An 18671-nucleotide genomic window follows, 5' to 3' on the forward strand; every position below is an offset into this window, starting at 1 on the left:
GTGAGTCAGGTGCCGTGGCGGAACGGAAGGGACGGCATGTACGGCTGGATCTGGCGGCATCTGCCGGGGAACGTGTGGGCGAAGGCGCTGATCTCGCTCCTACTGGTCCTGGCCGTGGTCTACGTCCTCTTCCAGTACGTCTTCCCCTGGGCGGAACCGCTGCTGCCCTTCAACGATGTGACGGTGGACAACCAGTGAGCGCGCGGATTCTCGTCGTCGACAACTACGACAGCTTCGTCTTCAACCTCGTCCAGTACCTGTACCAGCTGGGTGCCGAGTGCGAGGTGCTGCGCAACGACGAGGTGTCGACGGCGCCCGCCCAGGACGGCTTCGACGGCGTGCTGCTCTCGCCCGGTCCGGGAACGCCGGAGGAGGCGGGTGTGTGCGTGGACATGGTCCGCCACTGCGCCTCGACCGGGGTGCCGGTCTTCGGGGTCTGCCTCGGCATGCAGTCGATGCAGGTGGCCTACGGCGGTGTCGTGGACCGGGCGCCCGAGCTGCTGCACGGCAAGACCTCCCTGGTGGAGCACGCGGGCAGGGGCGTCTTCGCCGGGTTGCCCTCGCCCTTCACGGCGACCCGCTACCACTCGCTGGCCGCCGAGCCGGCCACCGTCCCGGCGGAGCTGGAGGTCACGGCCCGGACGCACGACGGCATCATCATGGGCCTGCGTCATCGCGAACTTCCGGTCGAGGGCGTGCAGTTCCATCCCGAGTCGGTCCTGACCGAGCACGGGCACCGGATGCTGGCCAACTGGCTGGTGGAGTGCGGCGACCAGGGTGCCGTGGCGAGGTCGGCGGGGCTCGCCCCGGTGGTGGGCAGGGCCACGGCGTGACCGCGCTGCGCCCGGAGCGCGAGACCGATGCCTCGTACGGGGATCAGTCGTACGGGGCTTCCGGTGCGCTTGGGGACTGGACCGCGGCGGGGGCGATGCCCGAGGAGCCGTACCGGCCTTCCCTGGACGACGAGACGATGGCACTGCGGATCCCCGAACGGCCGCCGGGCCGGGGGAGCGGGCCCGTACGGCTCTCTCACGCCTCTTCTGCATCTCCCGCCGATGGAACCCCAGTGGGCGGTCGTGCGGCCCGCAGAAAGGCCGCCAAGCGGCGCGGCGGGCGTCATGGCGGCGCACGGGAGGTGGCGGGTTCACCGGGCACCCCGCCGGAGTCGGGCCCCCGGCGGCCGCTCTCCCGTGTCGAGGCCCGGCGTCAGGCGCGGCTGCGCAAGCCGAGTCCGGCCGTGCTCGCGAGCCGGGCGATCGGTGAGGTGTTCATCACCACCGGGGTGCTGATGCTGCTGTTCGTCACCTATCAGCTGTGGTGGACGAATGTCCGCGCGCACGCGCAGGCCGGCAGTGAGACGCACCAGCTGCAAAGCGACTGGGCCAGCGGCAAACGGGCCCCGGGGGCGTTCGAGCCGGGGCAGGGCTTCGCCATCCTGCACATCCCCAAGCTGGACGTCGTGGCGCCGATCGCGGAGGGCGTCAGCAACAAGAACGTGCTCGACAAGGGCATGGTCGGGCACTACAGCGAGGGCGCGCTGAAGACGGCGATGCCGGGCGCGAAGACCGGCAACTTCGGGCTGGCCGCGCACCGCAACACGCACGGTGAGCCGTTCCGTTACATCAACAAGCTCGCAGCCGGCGACGCGGTCGTGGTCGAGACGCAGAACACGTACTTCGTGTACAAGGTGACGTCGATGCTGCCGGTGACACCACCGTCCAACACGAGCGTGCTGAACCCGGTCCCCAGGGGTTCGGGCTTCACCAAGCCGGGCCGGTACATCACCCTCACCACCTGTACGCCGGAGTTCACCAGCAAGTACCGGCTGATCGTCTGGGGCAAGATGGTCGAGGAACGCCCGCGCAGCAAGGGCAAGCCGGACGCGCTCATCGAGTAGGGGCTAAGGAACAGTGGCAGGGACCGCCGACGACACCGAAGAGCACACGGACGCGTCCGACGCGGCGTCCACCCCGCGCCACCGGCGCCCCGGGCGGATCGCCCTGGCGGTCAGCGTCTTCGGTGAACTCCTCATCACAGCGGGCGTGGTGCTCGGCCTGTTCGTCGTCTACTCGCTGTGGTGGACGAACGTGATAGCGGACCGCAAGGCGGACAAAGAGGCCGACAAGGTCCGCGACCACTGGGCCCGTGCGACCGACTCGGGGCCCGGGGCGCTGGACACCAAGGACGGCATCGGCTTCCTGCACGTTCCGGCGATGCGGAACGGCGAGGTCCTGGTCGAGAAGGGCACGGGCACGGACGTCCTGAACAACGGCGTGGCCGGCTACTACACGGACCCGGTCAAGGCGGCCCTCCCCATGACCGGCAAGGACGGCAACTTCGCCCTCGCCGCCCACCGCGACGGCCACGGCGCGAAGTTCCACAACATCGACAAGCTGAGGAAGGGCGACCCGATCGTCTTCGAGACGAAGGACGACTGGTACGTCTACAAGGTGTACTCGATCCTGCCGGAGACCTCGAAGTACAACGTCAAGGTGCTGACGTCGGTCCCCAGGCAGTCCGGCAAGCAGCAGGCCGGCCACTACATCACCCTGACGACCTGCACCCCCGTGTACACCTCCCGCTACCGGTATGTGGTGTGGGGCGAGCTGGTCCGTGTGCAGAAGGTGGACGGCAAGCGGACGCCGCCGGCGGAACTGGGCTGAAAAACTGGGCTGAAAGAAAGGGCCCCTGCCGGGAAGTCCCGGCAGGGGCCCACTCATATGTCCGTCCGCGAGCGGTGTCAGCCGGTGACGCCGCCGAAGATGTTGGTGCCTCCGTTGTTGCCGCCGTCTTGGCCGTTGCCCAGGTCCACGGTGGTCAGAACGATCTGCGTGTTGCTCGGGTCCGCCTGGGTGCCCTGCGGCGGGGTCTGCTGGATCACTCGCGCCTTGTCGTCGCTCGGGCCGTTGACCTGGATCTGGGTGAAGCCCTTGCCCTGCAGGATCTGCCTGGCGTCCTTCAGGGTCTGGCCCTGGACGTTCGGCACATCCGTCTGCGTGGGCTGCTGCACCTTGCCGACGTTGATCGCCACGGGCGTGTTCTTGGCGACCTGCTGACCCGCCTGCGGGTTGGTCGAGAGGACCTTGCCGTCGTCGTCGGGGTTGGTGGTGGGGGTGTCGTTGCAGGTGGGCACCAGGCCCAGCTGCTGCAGCTCGGCCTTGGCTTCGTCGCAGGACTTGCCGACGAGGTCGTTGGGGACGGTGACCTTCTCCTCGGCCTTGGCGACCGTGAGGGTGATCGTGGAGCCCTTCTGCTTCTCCGCGCCGCCCTCAGGGTTCTGGGCGGTGACGACACCCGGGGTCTGGGTGGACACCTGGGTCTTCTTGTCGACCTGGAAGCCCTTGGCCTCCAGCTGGGCCTTGGCCTTGTCGAACTGGATGCCGAGCACGTCCGGCACGGCGACCTTGGGGGCGCCCGTCGACACCACCAGGGTGATCGTGTCGCCCTTCTTGACGTCCGAGCCCGCCGTGGGGTTCTGGGAGCAGACGTTGCCCCTCGGCTGGGTGTCGCATGGCTTGCGCTTGGGCGCCGCCAGTTTCAGGTCCGAGTTGACGGCCATCTTCTGGGCGGTGGCGTAGCTGTTGCCGACGAAGTTCGGGGCCGCGAAGGTCCCGTCCGTGTTCTTCCCGGTGAACGCCCACTTCCCGATCAGGATCGCGCCGACCAGGACCAGGATGCCGGCGACCACGAGGAGGATCGTGGAGGTGTTCTTCTTCTGCTGGCGGCGCCGGTCGGGCCGGTCGTCGTAGCCGTAGCCGTCGTCCGGGTGCATCGGCGGGAGCATGGTGGTCGCTCCCGCACCCGCGTCCGCACGCAGCGCCGTCGTCGGCTGGTCGTCGGGATAGCCGCCGTAGCCCATCCCACCCATCGCGGCCGTCGCCGCGACCGGCTGGCCATCCAGGCAGGCCTCGATGTCGGCACGCATCTCGTCGGCCGACTGGTAGCGGTAGTTCGGGTCCTTGACCAGCGCCTTCAGGACGATGGCGTCCATTTCGGGAGTGATCTCGGGGTCGAAGACGCTGGGCGGCTGCGGTTCCTCGCGGACGTGCTGGTAGGCCACGGCCACCGGGGAGTCGCCCACGAAGGGCGGCCGTACCGTCAGCAGCTCGTAGAGCAGGCAACCCGTCGAATACAGGTCCGACCTGGCGTCGACCTGCTCACCCTTCGCCTGCTCCGGCGACAGGTACTGCGCGGTGCCGATGACCGCCGCCGTCTGTGTCATGGTCATACCGGAGTCGCCCATGGCGCGGGCGATGCCGAAGTCCATGACCTTGACCTGACCGTTGCGGGTCAGCATGACGTTGGCCGGCTTGATGTCACGGTGCACGATGCCGCTGCGGTGGGCGTACTCCAGGCCCTGGAGGATGCCGATGGTCATCTCCATCGCGCGCTCGGGCAGCAGCTTGCGGCCCGAGTGGAGCAGCTCACGGAGCGTGGAGCCGTCGACGTACTCCATGACGATGTACGGGATCGAGACCCCGTCGATGTAGTCCTCGCCCGTGTCGTAGACCGCGACGATCGCGGGATGGTTGAGCGAGGCGGCCGACTGGGCCTCCCGGCGGAAGCGGGCCTGGAAGGACGGATCACGCGCGAGGTCCGCGCGCAGCGTCTTCACCGCCACGGTGCGGCCGAGGCGGGTGTCATGCGCGAGGTAGACCTCGGCCATGCCACCACGGCCGAGCACCTGGCCCAGCTCGTACCGGCCGCCGAGGCGACGCGGCTCTTCCATAGCTACCTACCAGCCCTCTCCGTCGGTCTCGGCCACGCACGTCCTGTGCGGCCCGAGGCTGCCGTCCGGGCCTACCGTACCCGGCTCGCTCTGTGTGACCTGGCCAAGCCCGAAACCCGATACAGGACCGGTATCGCAACGTGCGACGATGTGAAGAGGGCGTGATGGGGGTCACTTCTTGGAGTGGATGACCGCCTCCATCACGTTCTTCGCGATCGGCGCGGCCAGGCCGCCGCCGGAGATGTCGTCGCGGTTGGCGCTCTCGTCCTCGATCACCACGGCCACGGCCACCGGCGAGCTGTCGTCGCTGAGCTTGGCGTAGGAGATGAACCACGCGTAGGGGTTCGCGCTGTTCGCCACACCGTGCTGGGCGGTACCGGTCTTGCCACCGACGGTGACGCCGCCGCCGATCTGCGCCCTGGTGCCGGTGCCCTTCTGGACGACCGTTTCCATCATCGACTGCAGGATCTGCGCGTTCTGCGGCGACAGCGGCCGGCTGAGCTCCTGCGGCTTGGTCTTGGCGACCGGGTCGAGGTTGGAGGACTGCAGCTCGTCGACCATGTACGGCTTCATCAGCCTGCCGTCGTTGGCGACGGCCGAGGCGACCATGGCCATCTGCAGCGGGGTGGCGGCCGTGTTGTACTGGCCGATGGAGGACAGGGCGGTCTGCGACTGGTTCATGTGGTCGGAGAACACCGAGGCGTTGGAGCGCACCGGGGTGAACTGCTCGCTGTCGAAGCCGAACTTCTTCGCCTCGGCGAGCATCTTGTCGTTGCCGAGGTCGGCGCCGATCTTGCCGAAGACGGTGTTGCAGGAGTACTGCAGCGCGGTCCGCATGCTCGCGTTCTTGCAGGGGATGCTGCCTTCGTTCTTCAGCTCGGTCGTGGTGCCCGGCATGACGTACGGCAGCGGCGAATCGGTCTTCTCGTCGGCCGAGGTGTACTTGCCGTTCTCCAGCGCGGCCGCGGCGGTGACCACCTTGAAGGTGGAGCCCGGCGGGTAGGTCTCGCGCAGCGCCCGGTTCAGCATCGGCTCGGCCGGGTTGTTCTTCTTCTGCAGCTTGTTCCAGGCCTTGGCGTCGTCGTTGGAGTAGCCGGAGAAGGACGAGGGGTCGTACGACGGGTAGGAGGCCAGCGCGAGGATCTTGCCGGTGGAGGGTTCGAGGGCCACCACGGCGCCCTTGGCGCCCCGTTGCTTCAGACCGTCGTAGGCCGCCTTCTGCGCGGCCGCGTTGAGCGTGGTGACGACGTTGCCGCCCTGCCTCTGCTTGCCCGTGATCATGTCGAGCGTGTTGCGGAAGAACAGCCGGTCGTCGTTGCCGGTGAGGATGCCGTCGTTGAGCTTCTCCAGCTGGCTGCCGTCGAAGGCCTGCGAGGAGTAGCCGGTGACCGGGGCCCACATGGGCCCGTTCTTGTAGGTGCGCTTGTACTTGAAGTCGCCACTCTTGGACTCGGCCGAGCCGGTTATGGGGTCGCCGTCGACGACGATGTCGCCCCGCGGGTTCGCGTACCGCTCGATGGCGACCCGGCGGTTGTCCTTGTCGCTCGCCAGCTGGTCGGCCTTGACGTACTGGAGGTAGTTGTCACGGATCAGCAGGGCCAGCACGAGGAGGCCGCAGAAGATCGCGATCCGGCGCAGGGGCTTGTTCATGACGGGCGGACCACCTGGGTCATCTCGGCGTCGGGGTTGGCGGCGGGAGCGGGCGCCGGGCGCCGGGCGGTGTCGCTGATGCGGATGAGGATGCCGATCAGCGCCCAGTTGGCGAGCACGGAGGAACCGCCGTACGCGAGGAACGGCATGGTCATACCGGTCAGCGGGATGAGACCCATCACACCGCCGGCCACGACGAACACCTGGAGTGCGAAGCCACCGGACAGGCCGATGGCCAGCAGCTTGCCGAACGGATCACGGGCGGCGAGGGCGGTGCGGACACCGCGCTCGGCGATCAGGCCGTAGATCAGCAGGATCGCCATGATGCCGGCGAGCCCCAGCTCCTCGCCGAAGGTGGCGAAGATGAAGTCGGAGTTGGCGGCGAACTTGATCAGGTCCGAGTGGCCCTGACCGAGGCCGGTGCCGAGGGTGCCGCCCGAGCCGAAGGCCCACAGGGCCTGCTGCAGCTGGTCGGAGTGGAGAATGCCGTCGTGGGTGATCTGGCGGCTGAGCTGGTACTCGCGCATCGGGTTGAGCCAGGCCTGCACACGCGTCTGGATGTGCGGCTCGAAGCTCGCCACGCCGACGGCGCCGACCGCGGACATCAGCAGACCGAAGACGATCCAGCTGGTCCGCTCGGTGGCGACGTACAGCATGATGACGAACATTCCGAAGAACAGCAGCGACGTACCGAGGTCGGTCTCGAAGACCAGGATGAGGATCGAGATCGCCCAGACGACCAGGATCGGACCGAGGTCGCGGCCGCGTGGCAGGTACAGGCCCATGAAACGGCGGCTGGCCAGGGCCAGGGCGTCGCGCTTGACCATCAGGTAGCCGGCGAAGAAGACCGCGAGGACGATCTTCGCGAACTCACCGGGCTGGAGCGAGCCGAGGCCGGGGATCCTGATCCAGATCTTGGCGCCGTAGATGTTGGCGCCGAGGCCCGGCACCAGCGGCAGGATGAGCAGGACCAGGGCGGAGAACATCGAGATGTACGTGTACCGCTGAAGGACGCGGTGGTCCTTCAGGAAGATCAGCACGACCGTGAACAGGGCGATGCCGAGCGCCGTGTACAGCAGCTGGCGGGGCGCGGCCGGGGCGAAGTGGGGCAGCGACTGCAGCAGTCTCGACTGGTCCAGCCGCCAGATCACCACCAGCCCGAGCCCGTTGAGCAGGGTGGCCAGCGGCAGCAGCAGCGGGTCGGCGTACGGCGCGAACTTCCGGACGGCGAGGTGGGCGACGCCGGCCAGCAGGCCGAGGCCGAGGCCGTAGCTCAGCAGGCCCGCGGGTACCTGGTCGTTGATGGCCAGGCCCACGTTGGCGTAGGCGAACACCGGGATGGCCACCGCGAAGACCAGCAGGGCCAGCTCGGTGTTGCGCCGGCTCGGCGCGCCGATCGCGCCGATCGTGGACGTGTGGTGCGTCGGCGAATTCGAAGTACTGCTCATGGTGTGACAGGGCCCCTCACGGCTTGCCTACTGCTTGCCGCACTGATCGACGACCTTCTGCTCATTCTCGGAGAGGCTCGGGCCGGGGTTGGGAGTGGCGGTCGCGGACGGGCTCGGGGACTTCGAAGGCGACTTCGGGGAAGAAGCCGAGCCCGACGGGTTCGGTGTCGGTGATGCCTTGGACGTGAGGGAGGTACGGGTGGTTCCCGTGGTGCCTCCGGCCTCGCCCTGACCCGTCTTGGTGTTCCGCTTGCTCTCGGCGGCCGCGCGTTCCGCCTGCTTCCTGCACGCGGAGGCCTGCACGGACAGTGCGTCGATCTTCGTCCGGGCCTGCTGCAGGCCGCCCGCCGTGATCGTGTTCTTGACCTGCTTCTGCTGGTAGGGCGGCAGGTACTTGAGTTCGATCTCGGGGTGGTCCTTCTCCACCTTCGACAGCGACACCCAGGCCAGGTCCTGGCTGATGCCGCGGTACAGCGCGACGTGCTCGCCGTTGGCGCCGACGTAGTACTGCGTCTGCGTCCAGCGGTAGCCGCCGTACACACCGCCGCCGATCACCGCGAGGGCGAGGGCGCCGTACAGCGATCTCTTCAGCCACTTGCGGTTCCTGCGCGGCTTGGTGAAGTCCTCGTCGGTGTAGTCGCCGAAGCCGCCGGCGGGGACGTAGCCGGTGGTGTCGCCGGAGCCGGGCGGGCCGAACTCGCCGCCGCCCTGTCCGTGGCCCTGGCGGCCGAGGTGGGAGGCGCGGCCTGCCGGGGTCTGCATGATGCCGTTGTCGTGCAGGTGGTGCTGGTTCTCGGCGACGGCGCCGACCACGACCGGGGTGTCCGACAGCTGCCCGGCGAGCGTGTCGCCGGTGTCCAGGTCGAGCACGTCGGCGACGATCACGGTGATGTTGTCGGGGCCGCCGCCGCGCAGCGCGAGCTGGATCAGCTCCTGCACGGTCTCCTGCGGGCCCTGGTAGCTGGCGAGGGTCTCCTCCATCGTCTGGTGGGAGACCACGCCGGACAGGCCGTCGGAGCAGATCAGGTAGCGGTCGCCGGCCCGGACCTCGCGGATCGACAGGTCGGGCTCGACGTGGTCGCCGCTGCCGAGGGCGCGCATCAGCAGCGAGCGCTGCGGGTGGGTGGTGGCCTCTTCCTCGGTGATCCGGCCCTCGTCCACGAGCCGCTGCACCCAGGTGTGGTCCTGGGTGATCTGTGTGAGCACGCCGTCACGCAGCAGGTACGCACGGGAGTCGCCGACGTGCACGAGGCCGAGCCGCTGCCCGGTCCACAGCAGGGCGGTGAGCGTGGTGCCCATGCCCTCCAGCTGGGGGTCCTCCTCGACCATGGCGCGCAGCTGGTCGTTGGCGCGCTGCACGGCGACGCCGAGGGAGGTGAGGATGTCGGAGCCGGGCACGTCGTCGTCGAGCGTGACCAGGGTGGAGATGACCTCGGAGGAGGCGACCTCGCCGGCCGCCTGGCCACCCATGCCGTCGGCGATGGCGAGCAGGCGCGGACCGGCGTAACCGGAGTCCTCGTTGCCCTCCCGGATCATGCCCTTGTGCGATCCGGCGGCAAAGCGCAGTGACAGACTCATGCGCACCTCGCCCGTCGGCTCCGGGTACAGCCGGTCGTGTCGAGCCACACTGCCCACCCTCCGGTCGGGAGCGCGCCGGAGACCGGGGTGCGGCCTGCCGCTGCGTGCTCGCTCCGCTCGCTCATTGTCGTACTACTTCCGCAGCTCGATGACGGTTTTTCCGATGCGGATCGGCGCGCCCGGCGGGATCGGTGTGGGGGTCGTCAGCCGGGCCCGGTCCAGGTAGGTGCCGTTGGTGGATCCGAGATCCTCGACGATCCACTGACCGTCGCGGTCCGGGTAGATCCTGGCATGGCGGCTGGAGGCGTAGTCGTCGTCCAGCACGATCGTGGAGTCGTGTGCCCGGCCCAGGCTAATGGTCTGGCCCTGCAGCGCGACGGTGGTGCCGGTCAGTGTGCCTTCGGTCACCACCAGCTTGGTGGGGGCGTTGCGGCGCTGCCGGCCGCCGCCCTGCTGGCCGCGCTGCGGCGGGGGCGCGGCCTGCTGCCGGGCCGCCTGTTGCGGGCGCGCGGCTTCCCTACGCGATCCGCGCTGGGTGACGCGCGTACCGAACAGGTCGCTCCGGATGACCTGCACGGCCACGATCACGAACAGCCACAGTACGGCCAGGAAACCCAGCCGCATGACCGTGAGGGTCAGCTCTGACATTGCCCCCGCTTCACCCTTCGGCTTGCCTATAGATAACGGTGGTGCTGCCCACGACGATCCGCGAGCCGTCGCGGAGCGTAGCGCGGGTGGTGTGCTGCCCGTCCACCACGATGCCGTTGGTGGAGCCGAGATCCTGGATCGTAGAGGGCGTTCCGGTCCGGATCTCGCAGTGCCGGCGGGAGACGCCGGGGTCGTCGATCCGCACGTCGGCGTCGGTGCTGCGGCCCAGCACCAGCGTCGGGCGGGAGATCTGATGGCGGGTGCCGTTGATCTCGATCCAGTAGCGGGTGCGCCCGCCGGTCATCGGGGCGGCCGCGGGCCGCTGGGTGGCGGGCTGGGGGTAGCCGTAACCGCCGGGGCGGGTGCCGGGCGGCGGCGCGGACGGCATCGGGGGCGCTCCGGCGGGCGTGGCGGGCGGGTAGCCGTAGCCGCCCTGGCCCGGGCTCGCGGGGCCCGGCCGGCCGGCCGGCGGGGCTGCGGGCGCCTGCTGGTTGCTGGAGGAGGCGAGGGTGCGGCTGCGCACCCGGTACAGGCCGGTGTCGAGGTCGTCGGCCTTCTCCAGGTTGACCTTGATCGGTCCCATGAAGGTGTAGCGCTGCTGCTTGGCGTAGTCGCGCACCATGCCGGCCAGCTCGTCACCGAGCTGCCCGGAGTAGGGGCTGAGACGCTCGAAGTCCGGCGCGCTCAGCTCCACGATGAAGTCGTTCGGGACGACGGTGCGGTCCCGGTTCCAGATCGTGGCGTTGTTGTCGCACTCCCGCTGGAGTGCTCCGGCGATCTCCACCGGCTGGACCTCGGACTTGAAGACCTTGGCGAAGGTGCCGTTGACCAGACCTTCGAGACGCTGCTCGAACTTCTTCAGGACTCCCATGGGGCACCTCCTCCGTCGTTCCCGCTCTGTCTTGCCCTGCTCTGGGCCGCTGTCCTGCCCGGTACTGCTTACTGATCGTATCTACGCGCCCGGCAATCAGCCGGTTCCCCCAGCGGCTCCCCTTCGAACTCCTCTGGCAAGGATCGTAGAGGGGGGAGAACACCAGTGTCCCGCACCCGGCTGTGGACCCGGCCCGCCTCCTGGGGAGATGACCGGGACCGGTACGAGGTTGATACGTGAACAGGCACTCCCTGATACGTCGGTGGCGCCGCGGCGGGGTCGGGGCGGCCCGTAAGGGATGTGAACCCACCCCGTACGACGTGCTAATGTTCTGGGTGTCGGAAGGGGCCCGCCCGAGAGGGACGGACCCGGAGGACACACCCAATGCGCGGGTGGCGGAATAGGCAGACGCGCTGGATTCAGGTTCCAGTGCCCGCAAGGGCGTGGGGGTTCAACTCCCCCCTCGCGCACAGAGAGAAACCGACGAAACGGGTCTCTGCCGGTGACGGAAGTCACGGCGGGGCCCGTTTCTCGTTGTGTCCGGGTTTGTGAGAAATCGCACGTCCCGGGACGGGCGCGGCCTGGCCAGTCGGTGAGGTACGTCATGTCCGGGTGATCGCTCCGTCGGGCGTGGCGATCTGACGAACGGCCACTCGACCCGGCTCCAGCCGTTGTTGCCGCCGGGCATCGAGCAGGGCCGTCCGCCGGGGTGGACCCGGCGGACGGACGGCGGACGGTGGCGGACCCGGATCCGTGGTCGGGAACCGAGGTCAGGCCTCCCGCTGGGCGTCGATCTCGGCGATCAGCGCCTCGATACGGGTCCTGATCTCGTCGCGGATGGGGCGGACGGCCTCGACGCCCTTGCCCGCCGGGTCCTCGAGCGCCCAGTCGAGGTACGTCTTGCCGGGGAAGACCGGGCATGCGTCGCCACAGCCCATGGTGATGACGTAGTCGGACTCCTGGACGGCCTCGGTGGTCAGGATGTTCGGCCTGGCCCCGGAGATGTCGACGCCGACTTCCTTCATGGCCTCGACGGCGGCCGGGTTGACCTGGTCGCCCGGGATGGAGCCGGCGGAGCGGACCTCGATCCGGTCGCCCGCGAGGTGGGAGAGGAATCCGGCGGCCATCTGCGAACGCCCGGCGTTGTGGACACAGACGAACAGCACGGACGCGAGCGCGCTGGAGGACATCGGTTCTTCCTTCGTCAGTGGCATAAAGAGTCGGTACGGGGACGCCCTGTCCGGGCTGCGCGGTCGGCTCAGCCCAGCGTGCCGAGCATCTGCCCCATCGCGGCGATCACGGACGGTTCCACCCGGTAGTACACCCAGGTGCCGCGCCGCTCGGAGGTCAGCAGTCCGGCCTCCTTGAGCTTCTTCAGGTGGTGGGAGACGGTCGGCTGCGAGACACCGACGTCGGAGATGTCGCACACGCACGCCTCGCCACCCTCGTGCGAGGCGACCAGCGAGAACAGCCGCAGCCGCACCGGATCGCCGAGCGCCTTGAACATCCGAGCGGTCTTCTCCGCCTCGTCGGCGGTCAGCGGGCGCTCGGTGAGCGGCGGGCAACACGGCGCCATGGCCTCGGTGCCCTCCGGCTCCAGCAACGGAAGCGCCTTCACATTCGACATGCGTCTATGTTGACACATGTCGATTCGATGAATGTCTATATTGACATTCACCTAATCAGGGTCTCCTGCTGGCCGCACCAGCCCATCGACAAACGTCGAAACAAAGGGGAATCTCGTGGCCGTATCCACCCACAGCGTGCCCACCGCCGACCAGCTGCCCGTCGTTGTCGTCGGAGCCGGGCCCATCGGCCTTGCCGCCGCCGCCCACCTCGTCGAGCGCGGCCTGGAACCGCTGGTCCTGGAAGCCAGACCGTCCGCCGGCTCCGCCGTTCGCGAGTGGGCGCACGTGCGGCTGTTCTCCCCCTGGGCCGAGGTCACCGACCCCGCCGCGGAGAAGCTGCTCGCACCGACCGGCTGGGTGCGCCCCGACGGCGCCGGCTGTCCCACCGGCGGCGAATGGGTCGAGAAGTACCTGCAGCCGCTCGTCGCCGTCCTCGGCGACACGGTCCGCTACGGCGCCACCGTCACCGGCATCGCCCGCTCCGGGCGCGACCGCATCGTCGACTCCGGACGCGACGAGCAGCCCTTCAGCGTCCACATCCGGCCGGCCGACGGCCACGAGGAGCGCATCACCGCCCGTGCCGTCATCGATGCCTCCGGCACCTGGTCCGTCCCCGGCCCGATGGGGGCCGACGGCCTGCCCGCCCTCGGTGAGAAGGCGGCCGCCGACCGCGTCTCCTACCGTGTCCCCGACCTCGGCGACCTGGCCGTCCGCGCCCGGTACGCGGGCAAGCGCACCGCCGTCGTCGGCTCGGGCGCGTCCGCTTTCACCGCGCTGGCCCACCTCGCCGACCCGGCCGAGGACGAGCCGGGCACGCACACGGTATGGGTCCTGCGCCGGGGTATCGGTGCGAGCACGTTCGGCGGCGGCGAGGCCGACCAGCTCCCGGCTCGGGGCGCCCTGGGCCTGCGGGCCAAGGCCGCCGTCGAAGGCGGACACGCCGGCGCGGTCACCGGCTTCCGTACGCGGACCGTCGACCGCGACGGCGACCGGCTCGTCCTGGTCGCCGAGGACGGCCGCCGCCTGGACCCCGTGGACGAGGTCCTCGTCCCTACCGGCTTCCGCCCCGACCTCTCCTTCCTCTCCGAGGTCCGCCTCGGCCTCGACGAACGCCTCCAGGCCCCGACCGCTCTCGCCCCGCTCATCGACCCGAACGTCCACTCCTGCGGCACCGTCTACCCGCACGGTGTGGGCGAGCTCTCCCACCCGGAGCAGGACGTCTACCTGGTCGGCATGAAGTCCTACGGCCGCGCCCCCACGTTTCTCGCAATGACCGGCTACGAGCAGGTCCGCTCCGTCACCGCCGCCATCGCCGGAGACCGTGAAGCCGCCGAGCGGGTCGAGCTGACCCTCCCGGAGACCGGCGTGTGCGGTGGCGCCGGTCTGTTCGACGAACCCGACGCCGCCCAGGGCAGCGAGGGAGGCCGGTGCTGCGGGGCCCCGGCCTCCCTGCAGACCGGCACCGGCGCCCCGGCCGCCTCCGGCGGTTGCTGAACCAACATCCACTCAAGGAGGTTCGCCATGTCCCGCGTACAACTCGCTCTCCGCGTCCCCGACCTCGTCGCGTCCATCGGCTTCTACAGCAAGCTGTTCGGCACCGAGCCCGCCAAGCTCCGGGACGGCTACGCCAACTTCGCCATCGCCGAACCCCCGCTCAAGCTCGTCCTCATCGAAGGCACCGAGGGCGAGGCGACCCGCATGGACCACCTCGGCGTCGAGGTCGAGAGCACGGAGGCGGTCCGCGCCGCCACCACCCGCCTCGGCGAGGCCGGCCTCGCCACCGACGTCGAGAACGACACCACCTGCTGCTACGCCCTCCAGGACAAGGTCTGGGTCCACGGTCCCGGCCAGGAGCCCTGGGAGGTGTACGTCGTCAAGGGCGACGCCGACTCCCTGGCCAAGCAGCAGGGCAGCACCTGCTGCACCGCATGCCGGAGTTTCCACACGCGCCGAGTTGTCCACAGGGTCTGACGCGTTTCGGCCACCGGCTGTACGGTCTGCACGAGTTGATGTTCGGCTCGACATACGTACAGTCACGTGTTCGGGGGAGGCGGTCGCGATGACCGAAGCCGGTGAAGCCGGTGTGGAAGTGGCGGAAACGGCCGAGCGGGCGGCGGCGCGCCGACTGTCCCAGCCACGCGGCTTCGCCGAGTGGCCGCCGCAGGGCTCGCCCAAGGAAGGGGGCAAGGCACTCAGGGCGAGCGTGCCGCGCAGCTCCCACCGCACCCTCGACCTCGACGGCTCCCGCCCGGACGCCGTCGCTGCCGTGGAGGCGTCCAACGCCGGCCGCATCCCCGAACTCACGCCGATACGGGTGGGCCGGATGGCGGCCACACCCTTCGCCTTCCTGCGCGGCGCGGCCGGACTCATGGCCTACGACCTGGCACGCACTCCCACGACCAGGATCGCCACCCAGATATGCGGCGACGCACACGCGGCCAACTTCGGCCTCTACGGCGACGCACGCGGCGGCCTGGTCATCGACCTCAACGACTTCGACGAGACCGTGCACGGCCCCTGGGAGTGGGACCTGAAGCGGCTCGCCGCCTCGCTGGTGCTGGCCGGAAGGGAGGCGGGCGCCGACGAGGACACCTGCCGCCAGGCCGCCCAGGACGCCGTGGGCGCCTACCGGCGCACCATGCGGCTGCTGGCCAAGCTGCCGGTGCTGGACGCCTGGAACGCCATCGCGGACGAGGAACTGGTCTCCCACACCGACGCCCACGACCTGCTCGGCACGCTGGAAAGGGTCTCCGAGAAGGCACGGGCCAACACCAGTGGCCGTTTCGCGGCGAAGTCGACCGAAGAGGCGGCGGACGGCGGACGCCGCTTCGTCGACGCACCGCCGGTGCTCCGCCGGATCCCCGACGCCGAGGCGGCCACGGTGGCCGCTTCCCTGGAGGCGTACGTGGCGACCCTCGCCGAGGACCGGCTGCCCCTGCTGGCCCGGCACGCGGTGCACGACGTGGCCTTCCGCGTGGTCGGCACCGGCAGCGTCGGCACCCGCTCCTACGTGGTGCTGCTCCTCGACCACCGCGGGCAGCCGTTGGTGCTCCAGGTGAAGGAGGCCCGACCCTCGGCGCTCGTCCCGCACCTGGCCACCGCCGGCTTCGAGGCACCGCCCGTGGAACACGAAGGACGCCGGGTGGTCCTCGGCCAGAAGCGGATGCAGGTGGTCAGCGACATCCTGCTGGGCTGGACCACGGTCGACGGGCGGCCGTTCCAGGTCCGCCAGTTCCGCAACCGCAAGGGCAGCGTCGACCCGGCTGCGCTCGCCGCCGACCAGATCGACGACTACGGCCGTATGACCGGCGCCCTGCTGGCCCGCGCCCACGCCCACAGCGCCGACCCCCGCCTGATCGCCGGCTACTGCGGCAAGAACGAGGAGCTGGACGAGGCGATGGCCGACTTCGCCGTCGCCTACGCCGACCGCACCGAGGCGGATCACGCCGACCTGGTGGCGGCGGTGCGGTCGGGGCGGATCGCGGCCGAGACGGGAGTGTGACGGCGGTCGCGGAGACGGGAGTGCGACGGCGGTCGCCGAGAGGGGAGTGTGACGGCGGCCGCCGAGAGGGGAGCGCGACGGCGGCCGCGGAAGGCCGGGGACGCTCGCAGCCCCTGCCGGGAGCTGCAGACCGAGTGGATTCCGGCTGACTGCCCGGACGCGGAGTCCCGGCCCGAGCCGGGCCGTCTCCCCCAACGGGTTTCGGCCGTGGCCTACGCTGGTCGGGTGACGACCCCGGAAGCTGAGCAGTCCCAGGCACCGCGGCCCGAAGAACGGCTGGAACAGGCCGTACGGGCCGCCGAGCAGGCGTTGATCGAGTACGAGATCGCCCTCGAGACCTTCCGCGTCGAGGTCGAGAACTTCTCCCGGCTGCACGAACAGAGGCTCGGCCCGCTCTACATGCGCATCGAGGAGCTGGACGCGCAGATCGCCGAGGCGAAGGCCGCCCGCACCGGCGACCCCGAAGACATCCGCCGGGCCGAGGAGGCCCGCGCCCGCGTGCTGCCCATCCCCGGCGTAGAGGAACTGCTGCACGGCTGGATGGACGGCCACGGCCTGTTCGCGGAGGCCGCCGCCATGCTCACCGACCAGGCGGTACGGCCGCCCGAGCGGGTGCGGCCCAGCGACGAGGCCCGTCGGCTCTACCGCGAGCTCGCCCGCAAGGCCCACCCCGACCTCGCCCAGGAGGAAGAGGAAGTGCAGCGGCGCGAGGAGTTCATCACCCGCGTCAACGCCGCCTATGCCCGCGGCGACGAAAAGCTCCTGGAGGAACTGGCCGAGGAGTGGGCGGCAGGCCCCGTGCCGCCCGAGCGGCGCCCGAGCCCCAGCGAGGAGCTGTACGCCCGCCTCGAGTGGCTCGACCAGCGCAAGGAACTGCTCACCCTGGTCGCCCGCGAACTCGAGGAGGGCGCGATCGCCGGCATGCTGCGCCTCGCCCCGGACGACCCCGACGGCCTGCTCGAGGAGATCGCCGCCCGGCTGCGCACCGACATCGAACAGCGGGAGACCGAGCTGGCAGGCCTGCTGGGGCAGGAATGAACACCGACGTCCTTCGGGTAGCGTCGGAGGCATGAGTTTTGGAGCGGGTGTGCCCACGGTCCAGGTCACGGACCTCAAGGACGACGACTTCCTGCTGGACGTCCGTGAGGACGAGGAGTGGGATGCGGGCCACGCCGAAGGGGCACTGCACATCCCCATGAGCGAGTTCGTGGCCCGGTACGGCGAGCTGACCGAGGCGGCCCCGCAGGACGGCCGGGTGCATGTCATCTGCCGCTCCGGCGGCCGCTCGGCCCAGGTCGCGATGTACCTGATCCAGCAGGGCATCGACGCCGTGAACGTCGACGGCGGCATGCAGATCTGGCAGGCCACGGGCCGACCCGTGATCACCGACGACGGGAAGCCGGGCGCGGTCGTCTAGACGACCCCCGGCCCCCGGGGATGCCGGGTCAGCTGAGCGGATGCGCCGCCAGCAGGTCCCCGAGCGTCTCCTCGTACGCCGCCGCCGGACCGAGCGCCAGCTCCAGGTGCTTGGCCCAGGCGTGGTACCGGTGCAACGGGTAGTCGGTGTCCGCGCCGAACCCGCCGTGCAGGTGCTGTGCCGTCTGCACCACGCGGCGCACGCCCTCCGCCGCCCAGATCTTCGCCACGGCGACATCTCCGGCGGCGGGCAGCACCCCCAGTGCCCCCGAGGCGATCCGCCAGGCTGCCTGCCAGAGGGTGGCCTCCATGGCGCGCAGGTCGATGTACCGGTCGGCGGCCTGGACGGCCACCGCCTGAAAGGTCGCGATCGGGTACCCGAACTGCTCCCGCTTGCCGGTGTACTCGCCGGTCATCTTCAGCACCCGTTCGCCCAGACCGAGCGCCAGCGCGCAGGTGCCGGTGACCAGCAGCGCGTGCAGCCACTCCCAGGCTCCCTCGGCCTCAACGACGTCACCCGCCTCGATCCGCGCGGACCGCAGGCGCAGCTCGGCCAGCCGCTCCCCACTGGTCGAGATCTGTTCGGCGAGCACCAGCCCGTCCAGCGCGCGCGGCACCAGCGCGAGCACGGTCCGGTCGGTATCGGTGTGCGCCGGTACGAGGACGAGGTCCGCGTCGTACGCCCAGGGCACCGCCGTCTGCACCCCGTCCAGCACCCATGCCTCTGAATCCCACCGCGCGGTGACCGCGAGTTCCGCCGGATCATGCCCGGTACGGCCGTGTGCGGCGACGGTCAGCACCAGCTCACCGCGCCCCGCCCGGGACAGCAGCCGTCCCGCCAACTCCTCGCCAGCGTATGCCTGTACGGCCGCCATGGCCGCGCTGTGCTCCAGCAGCGGCACCCGGGCCAGCACCTTCGCGGACTCGCGCAGCACCAGGCACAGCGCGATGGCGTCGAGACCTGCCCCGCCGTACTGCTCGTCGAGCAGCAGGCCGAGGAGATCCGCGCCGGCCAGCCGGGACCACAGCTCCCGGTCGAAACCCTCGGCCACGGCACCGGTGGTGAGCGCCGGACTGGGCACCGCGTCCGGCACCACCCCGGCGAACACCCCCCGCGCCGCCTCGGCCGCCGCCAGCTGCTCCTCATTGAAGGTGAAGTCCACGGCCTGTCCTCCCGGGGGTCCGGTGATCCGACGGTTCG

The 18671-nt window shown here is 70.1% G+C and carries 18 protein-coding genes and 1 tRNA gene; 10 read left to right on the plus strand and 9 right to left on the minus strand.

The features are described from left to right. Positions 1-36: 36 nt before the first annotated feature. The 4 genes from ACFZDC_RS04785 to ACFZDC_RS04800 are packed head-to-tail and all read left to right on the plus strand — an operon-like array spanning position 37 to position 2663. Positions 37-198: a hypothetical protein gene (locus ACFZDC_RS04785; protein WP_391320121.1), complete on the plus strand. Its 162-nt coding sequence runs from the start codon at positions 37-39 to the stop codon at positions 196-198. Next, the gene (locus ACFZDC_RS04790) at positions 195-833 is read left to right on the plus strand and encodes an aminodeoxychorismate/anthranilate synthase component II (RefSeq protein WP_391320122.1); all 639 of its coding nucleotides are present in this window, start codon (positions 195-197) and stop codon (positions 831-833) included. Before ACFZDC_RS04785 ends, ACFZDC_RS04790 begins: the two co-directional genes overlap by 4 nt. Next, entirely contained in the window at positions 830-1897 is a 1068-nt protein-coding gene (locus tag ACFZDC_RS04795) for a class E sortase (RefSeq protein WP_391320124.1), read from the plus strand. The genes ACFZDC_RS04790 and ACFZDC_RS04795 overlap by 4 nt, the downstream gene beginning before the upstream one ends. Before the next feature lie 13 nt (positions 1898-1910). Next, complete coding sequence (locus ACFZDC_RS04800) at positions 1911-2663, plus strand: class E sortase (RefSeq protein ID WP_391320126.1); 753 nt, start codon at positions 1911-1913, stop codon at positions 2661-2663. Between the two features lie 77 nt (positions 2664-2740). On the opposite strand, the gene pknB is transcribed toward ACFZDC_RS04800, so the two are convergent. The 6 genes from pknB to ACFZDC_RS04830 form a co-directional block, all read right to left on the minus strand. Then, complete coding sequence (gene pknB / locus ACFZDC_RS04805) at positions 2741-4729, minus strand: Stk1 family PASTA domain-containing Ser/Thr kinase (RefSeq protein ID WP_391320128.1); 1989 nt, start codon at positions 4727-4729, stop codon at positions 2741-2743. Between the two features lie 171 nt (positions 4730-4900). After that, complete coding sequence (locus ACFZDC_RS04810) at positions 4901-6379, minus strand: penicillin-binding transpeptidase domain-containing protein (protein WP_391320130.1); 1479 nt, start codon at positions 6377-6379, stop codon at positions 4901-4903. Further along, entirely contained in the window at positions 6376-7827 is a 1452-nt protein-coding gene (locus ACFZDC_RS04815; RefSeq protein ID WP_391320132.1) for an FtsW/RodA/SpoVE family cell cycle protein, read from the minus strand. The genes ACFZDC_RS04810 and ACFZDC_RS04815 overlap by 4 nt, the downstream gene beginning before the upstream one ends. 27 nt (positions 7828-7854) lie before the next feature. Beyond that, on the minus strand, positions 7855-9405 hold the full coding sequence (locus ACFZDC_RS04820; RefSeq protein WP_391320698.1) for a Stp1/IreP family PP2C-type Ser/Thr phosphatase: 1551 nt from the start codon (positions 9403-9405) through the stop codon (positions 7855-7857). 132 nt (positions 9406-9537) lie between these two features. Further along, a complete protein-coding gene (locus ACFZDC_RS04825; protein ID WP_391320134.1) occupies positions 9538-10053 on the minus strand; it encodes an FHA domain-containing protein in 516 nt (171 codons plus the stop codon). Between the two features lie 10 nt (positions 10054-10063). Next, a complete protein-coding gene (locus ACFZDC_RS04830; RefSeq protein ID WP_391320136.1) occupies positions 10064-10924 on the minus strand; it encodes an FhaA domain-containing protein in 861 nt (286 codons plus the stop codon). Between the two features lie 386 nt (positions 10925-11310). On the opposite strand from ACFZDC_RS04830, the gene ACFZDC_RS04835 reads away from it, so the two are divergent. Further along, positions 11311-11394, plus strand: a tRNA-Leu gene (locus tag ACFZDC_RS04835). A 300-nt stretch (positions 11395-11694) separates the two neighbouring features. On the opposite strand, the gene ACFZDC_RS04840 is transcribed toward ACFZDC_RS04835, so the two are convergent. Both ACFZDC_RS04840 and ACFZDC_RS04845 read right to left on the minus strand, forming a co-directional pair. After that, positions 11695-12114, minus strand: coding sequence for an arsenate reductase ArsC (locus ACFZDC_RS04840; protein ID WP_391320138.1), 420 nt, complete (start codon positions 12112-12114; stop codon positions 11695-11697). 68 nt (positions 12115-12182) lie between these two features. Beyond that, a complete protein-coding gene (locus ACFZDC_RS04845; protein ID WP_391320140.1) occupies positions 12183-12551 on the minus strand; it encodes a metalloregulator ArsR/SmtB family transcription factor in 369 nt (122 codons plus the stop codon). 115 nt (positions 12552-12666) lie between these two features. Here ACFZDC_RS04845 and ACFZDC_RS04850 point away from each other — a divergent pair, with 115 nt between their 5' ends. The 5 genes from ACFZDC_RS04850 to ACFZDC_RS04870 all read left to right on the plus strand — a co-directional run bounded on the left by ACFZDC_RS04850 (position 12667) and on the right by ACFZDC_RS04870 (position 17471). Further along, positions 12667-14046, plus strand: coding sequence for an FAD-dependent oxidoreductase (locus ACFZDC_RS04850; protein WP_391320141.1), 1380 nt, complete (start codon positions 12667-12669; stop codon positions 14044-14046). 27 nt (positions 14047-14073) lie between these two features. Further along, positions 14074-14523, plus strand: coding sequence for an ArsI/CadI family heavy metal resistance metalloenzyme (locus ACFZDC_RS04855; RefSeq protein WP_391320143.1), 450 nt, complete (start codon positions 14074-14076; stop codon positions 14521-14523). Positions 14524-14611: 88 nt separating this feature from the next. After that, positions 14612-16054, plus strand: a complete 1443-nt coding sequence (locus ACFZDC_RS04860; RefSeq protein ID WP_391320144.1) for a DUF2252 family protein — start codon at positions 14612-14614, stop codon at positions 16052-16054. A gap of 225 nt (positions 16055-16279) precedes the next feature. Next, entirely contained in the window at positions 16280-17092 is an 813-nt protein-coding gene (locus ACFZDC_RS04865; protein WP_391320146.1) for a hypothetical protein, read from the plus strand. A gap of 31 nt (positions 17093-17123) precedes the next feature. Further along, the gene (locus ACFZDC_RS04870) at positions 17124-17471 is read left to right on the plus strand and encodes a rhodanese-like domain-containing protein (RefSeq protein ID WP_391320148.1); all 348 of its coding nucleotides are present in this window, start codon (positions 17124-17126) and stop codon (positions 17469-17471) included. Positions 17472-17499: 28 nt separating this feature from the next. Here the strand turns inward: ACFZDC_RS04870 and ACFZDC_RS04875 are convergent, their stop codons facing one another. After that, entirely contained in the window at positions 17500-18633 is a 1134-nt protein-coding gene (locus ACFZDC_RS04875; RefSeq protein ID WP_391320150.1) for an acyl-CoA dehydrogenase family protein, read from the minus strand. Positions 18634-18671 lie beyond the last annotated feature (38 nt).

It is taken from the genome of Streptomyces sp. NPDC007905, from assembly GCF_042959345.1.
Lineage (GTDB): Bacteria > Actinomycetota > Actinomycetes > Streptomycetales > Streptomycetaceae > Streptomyces.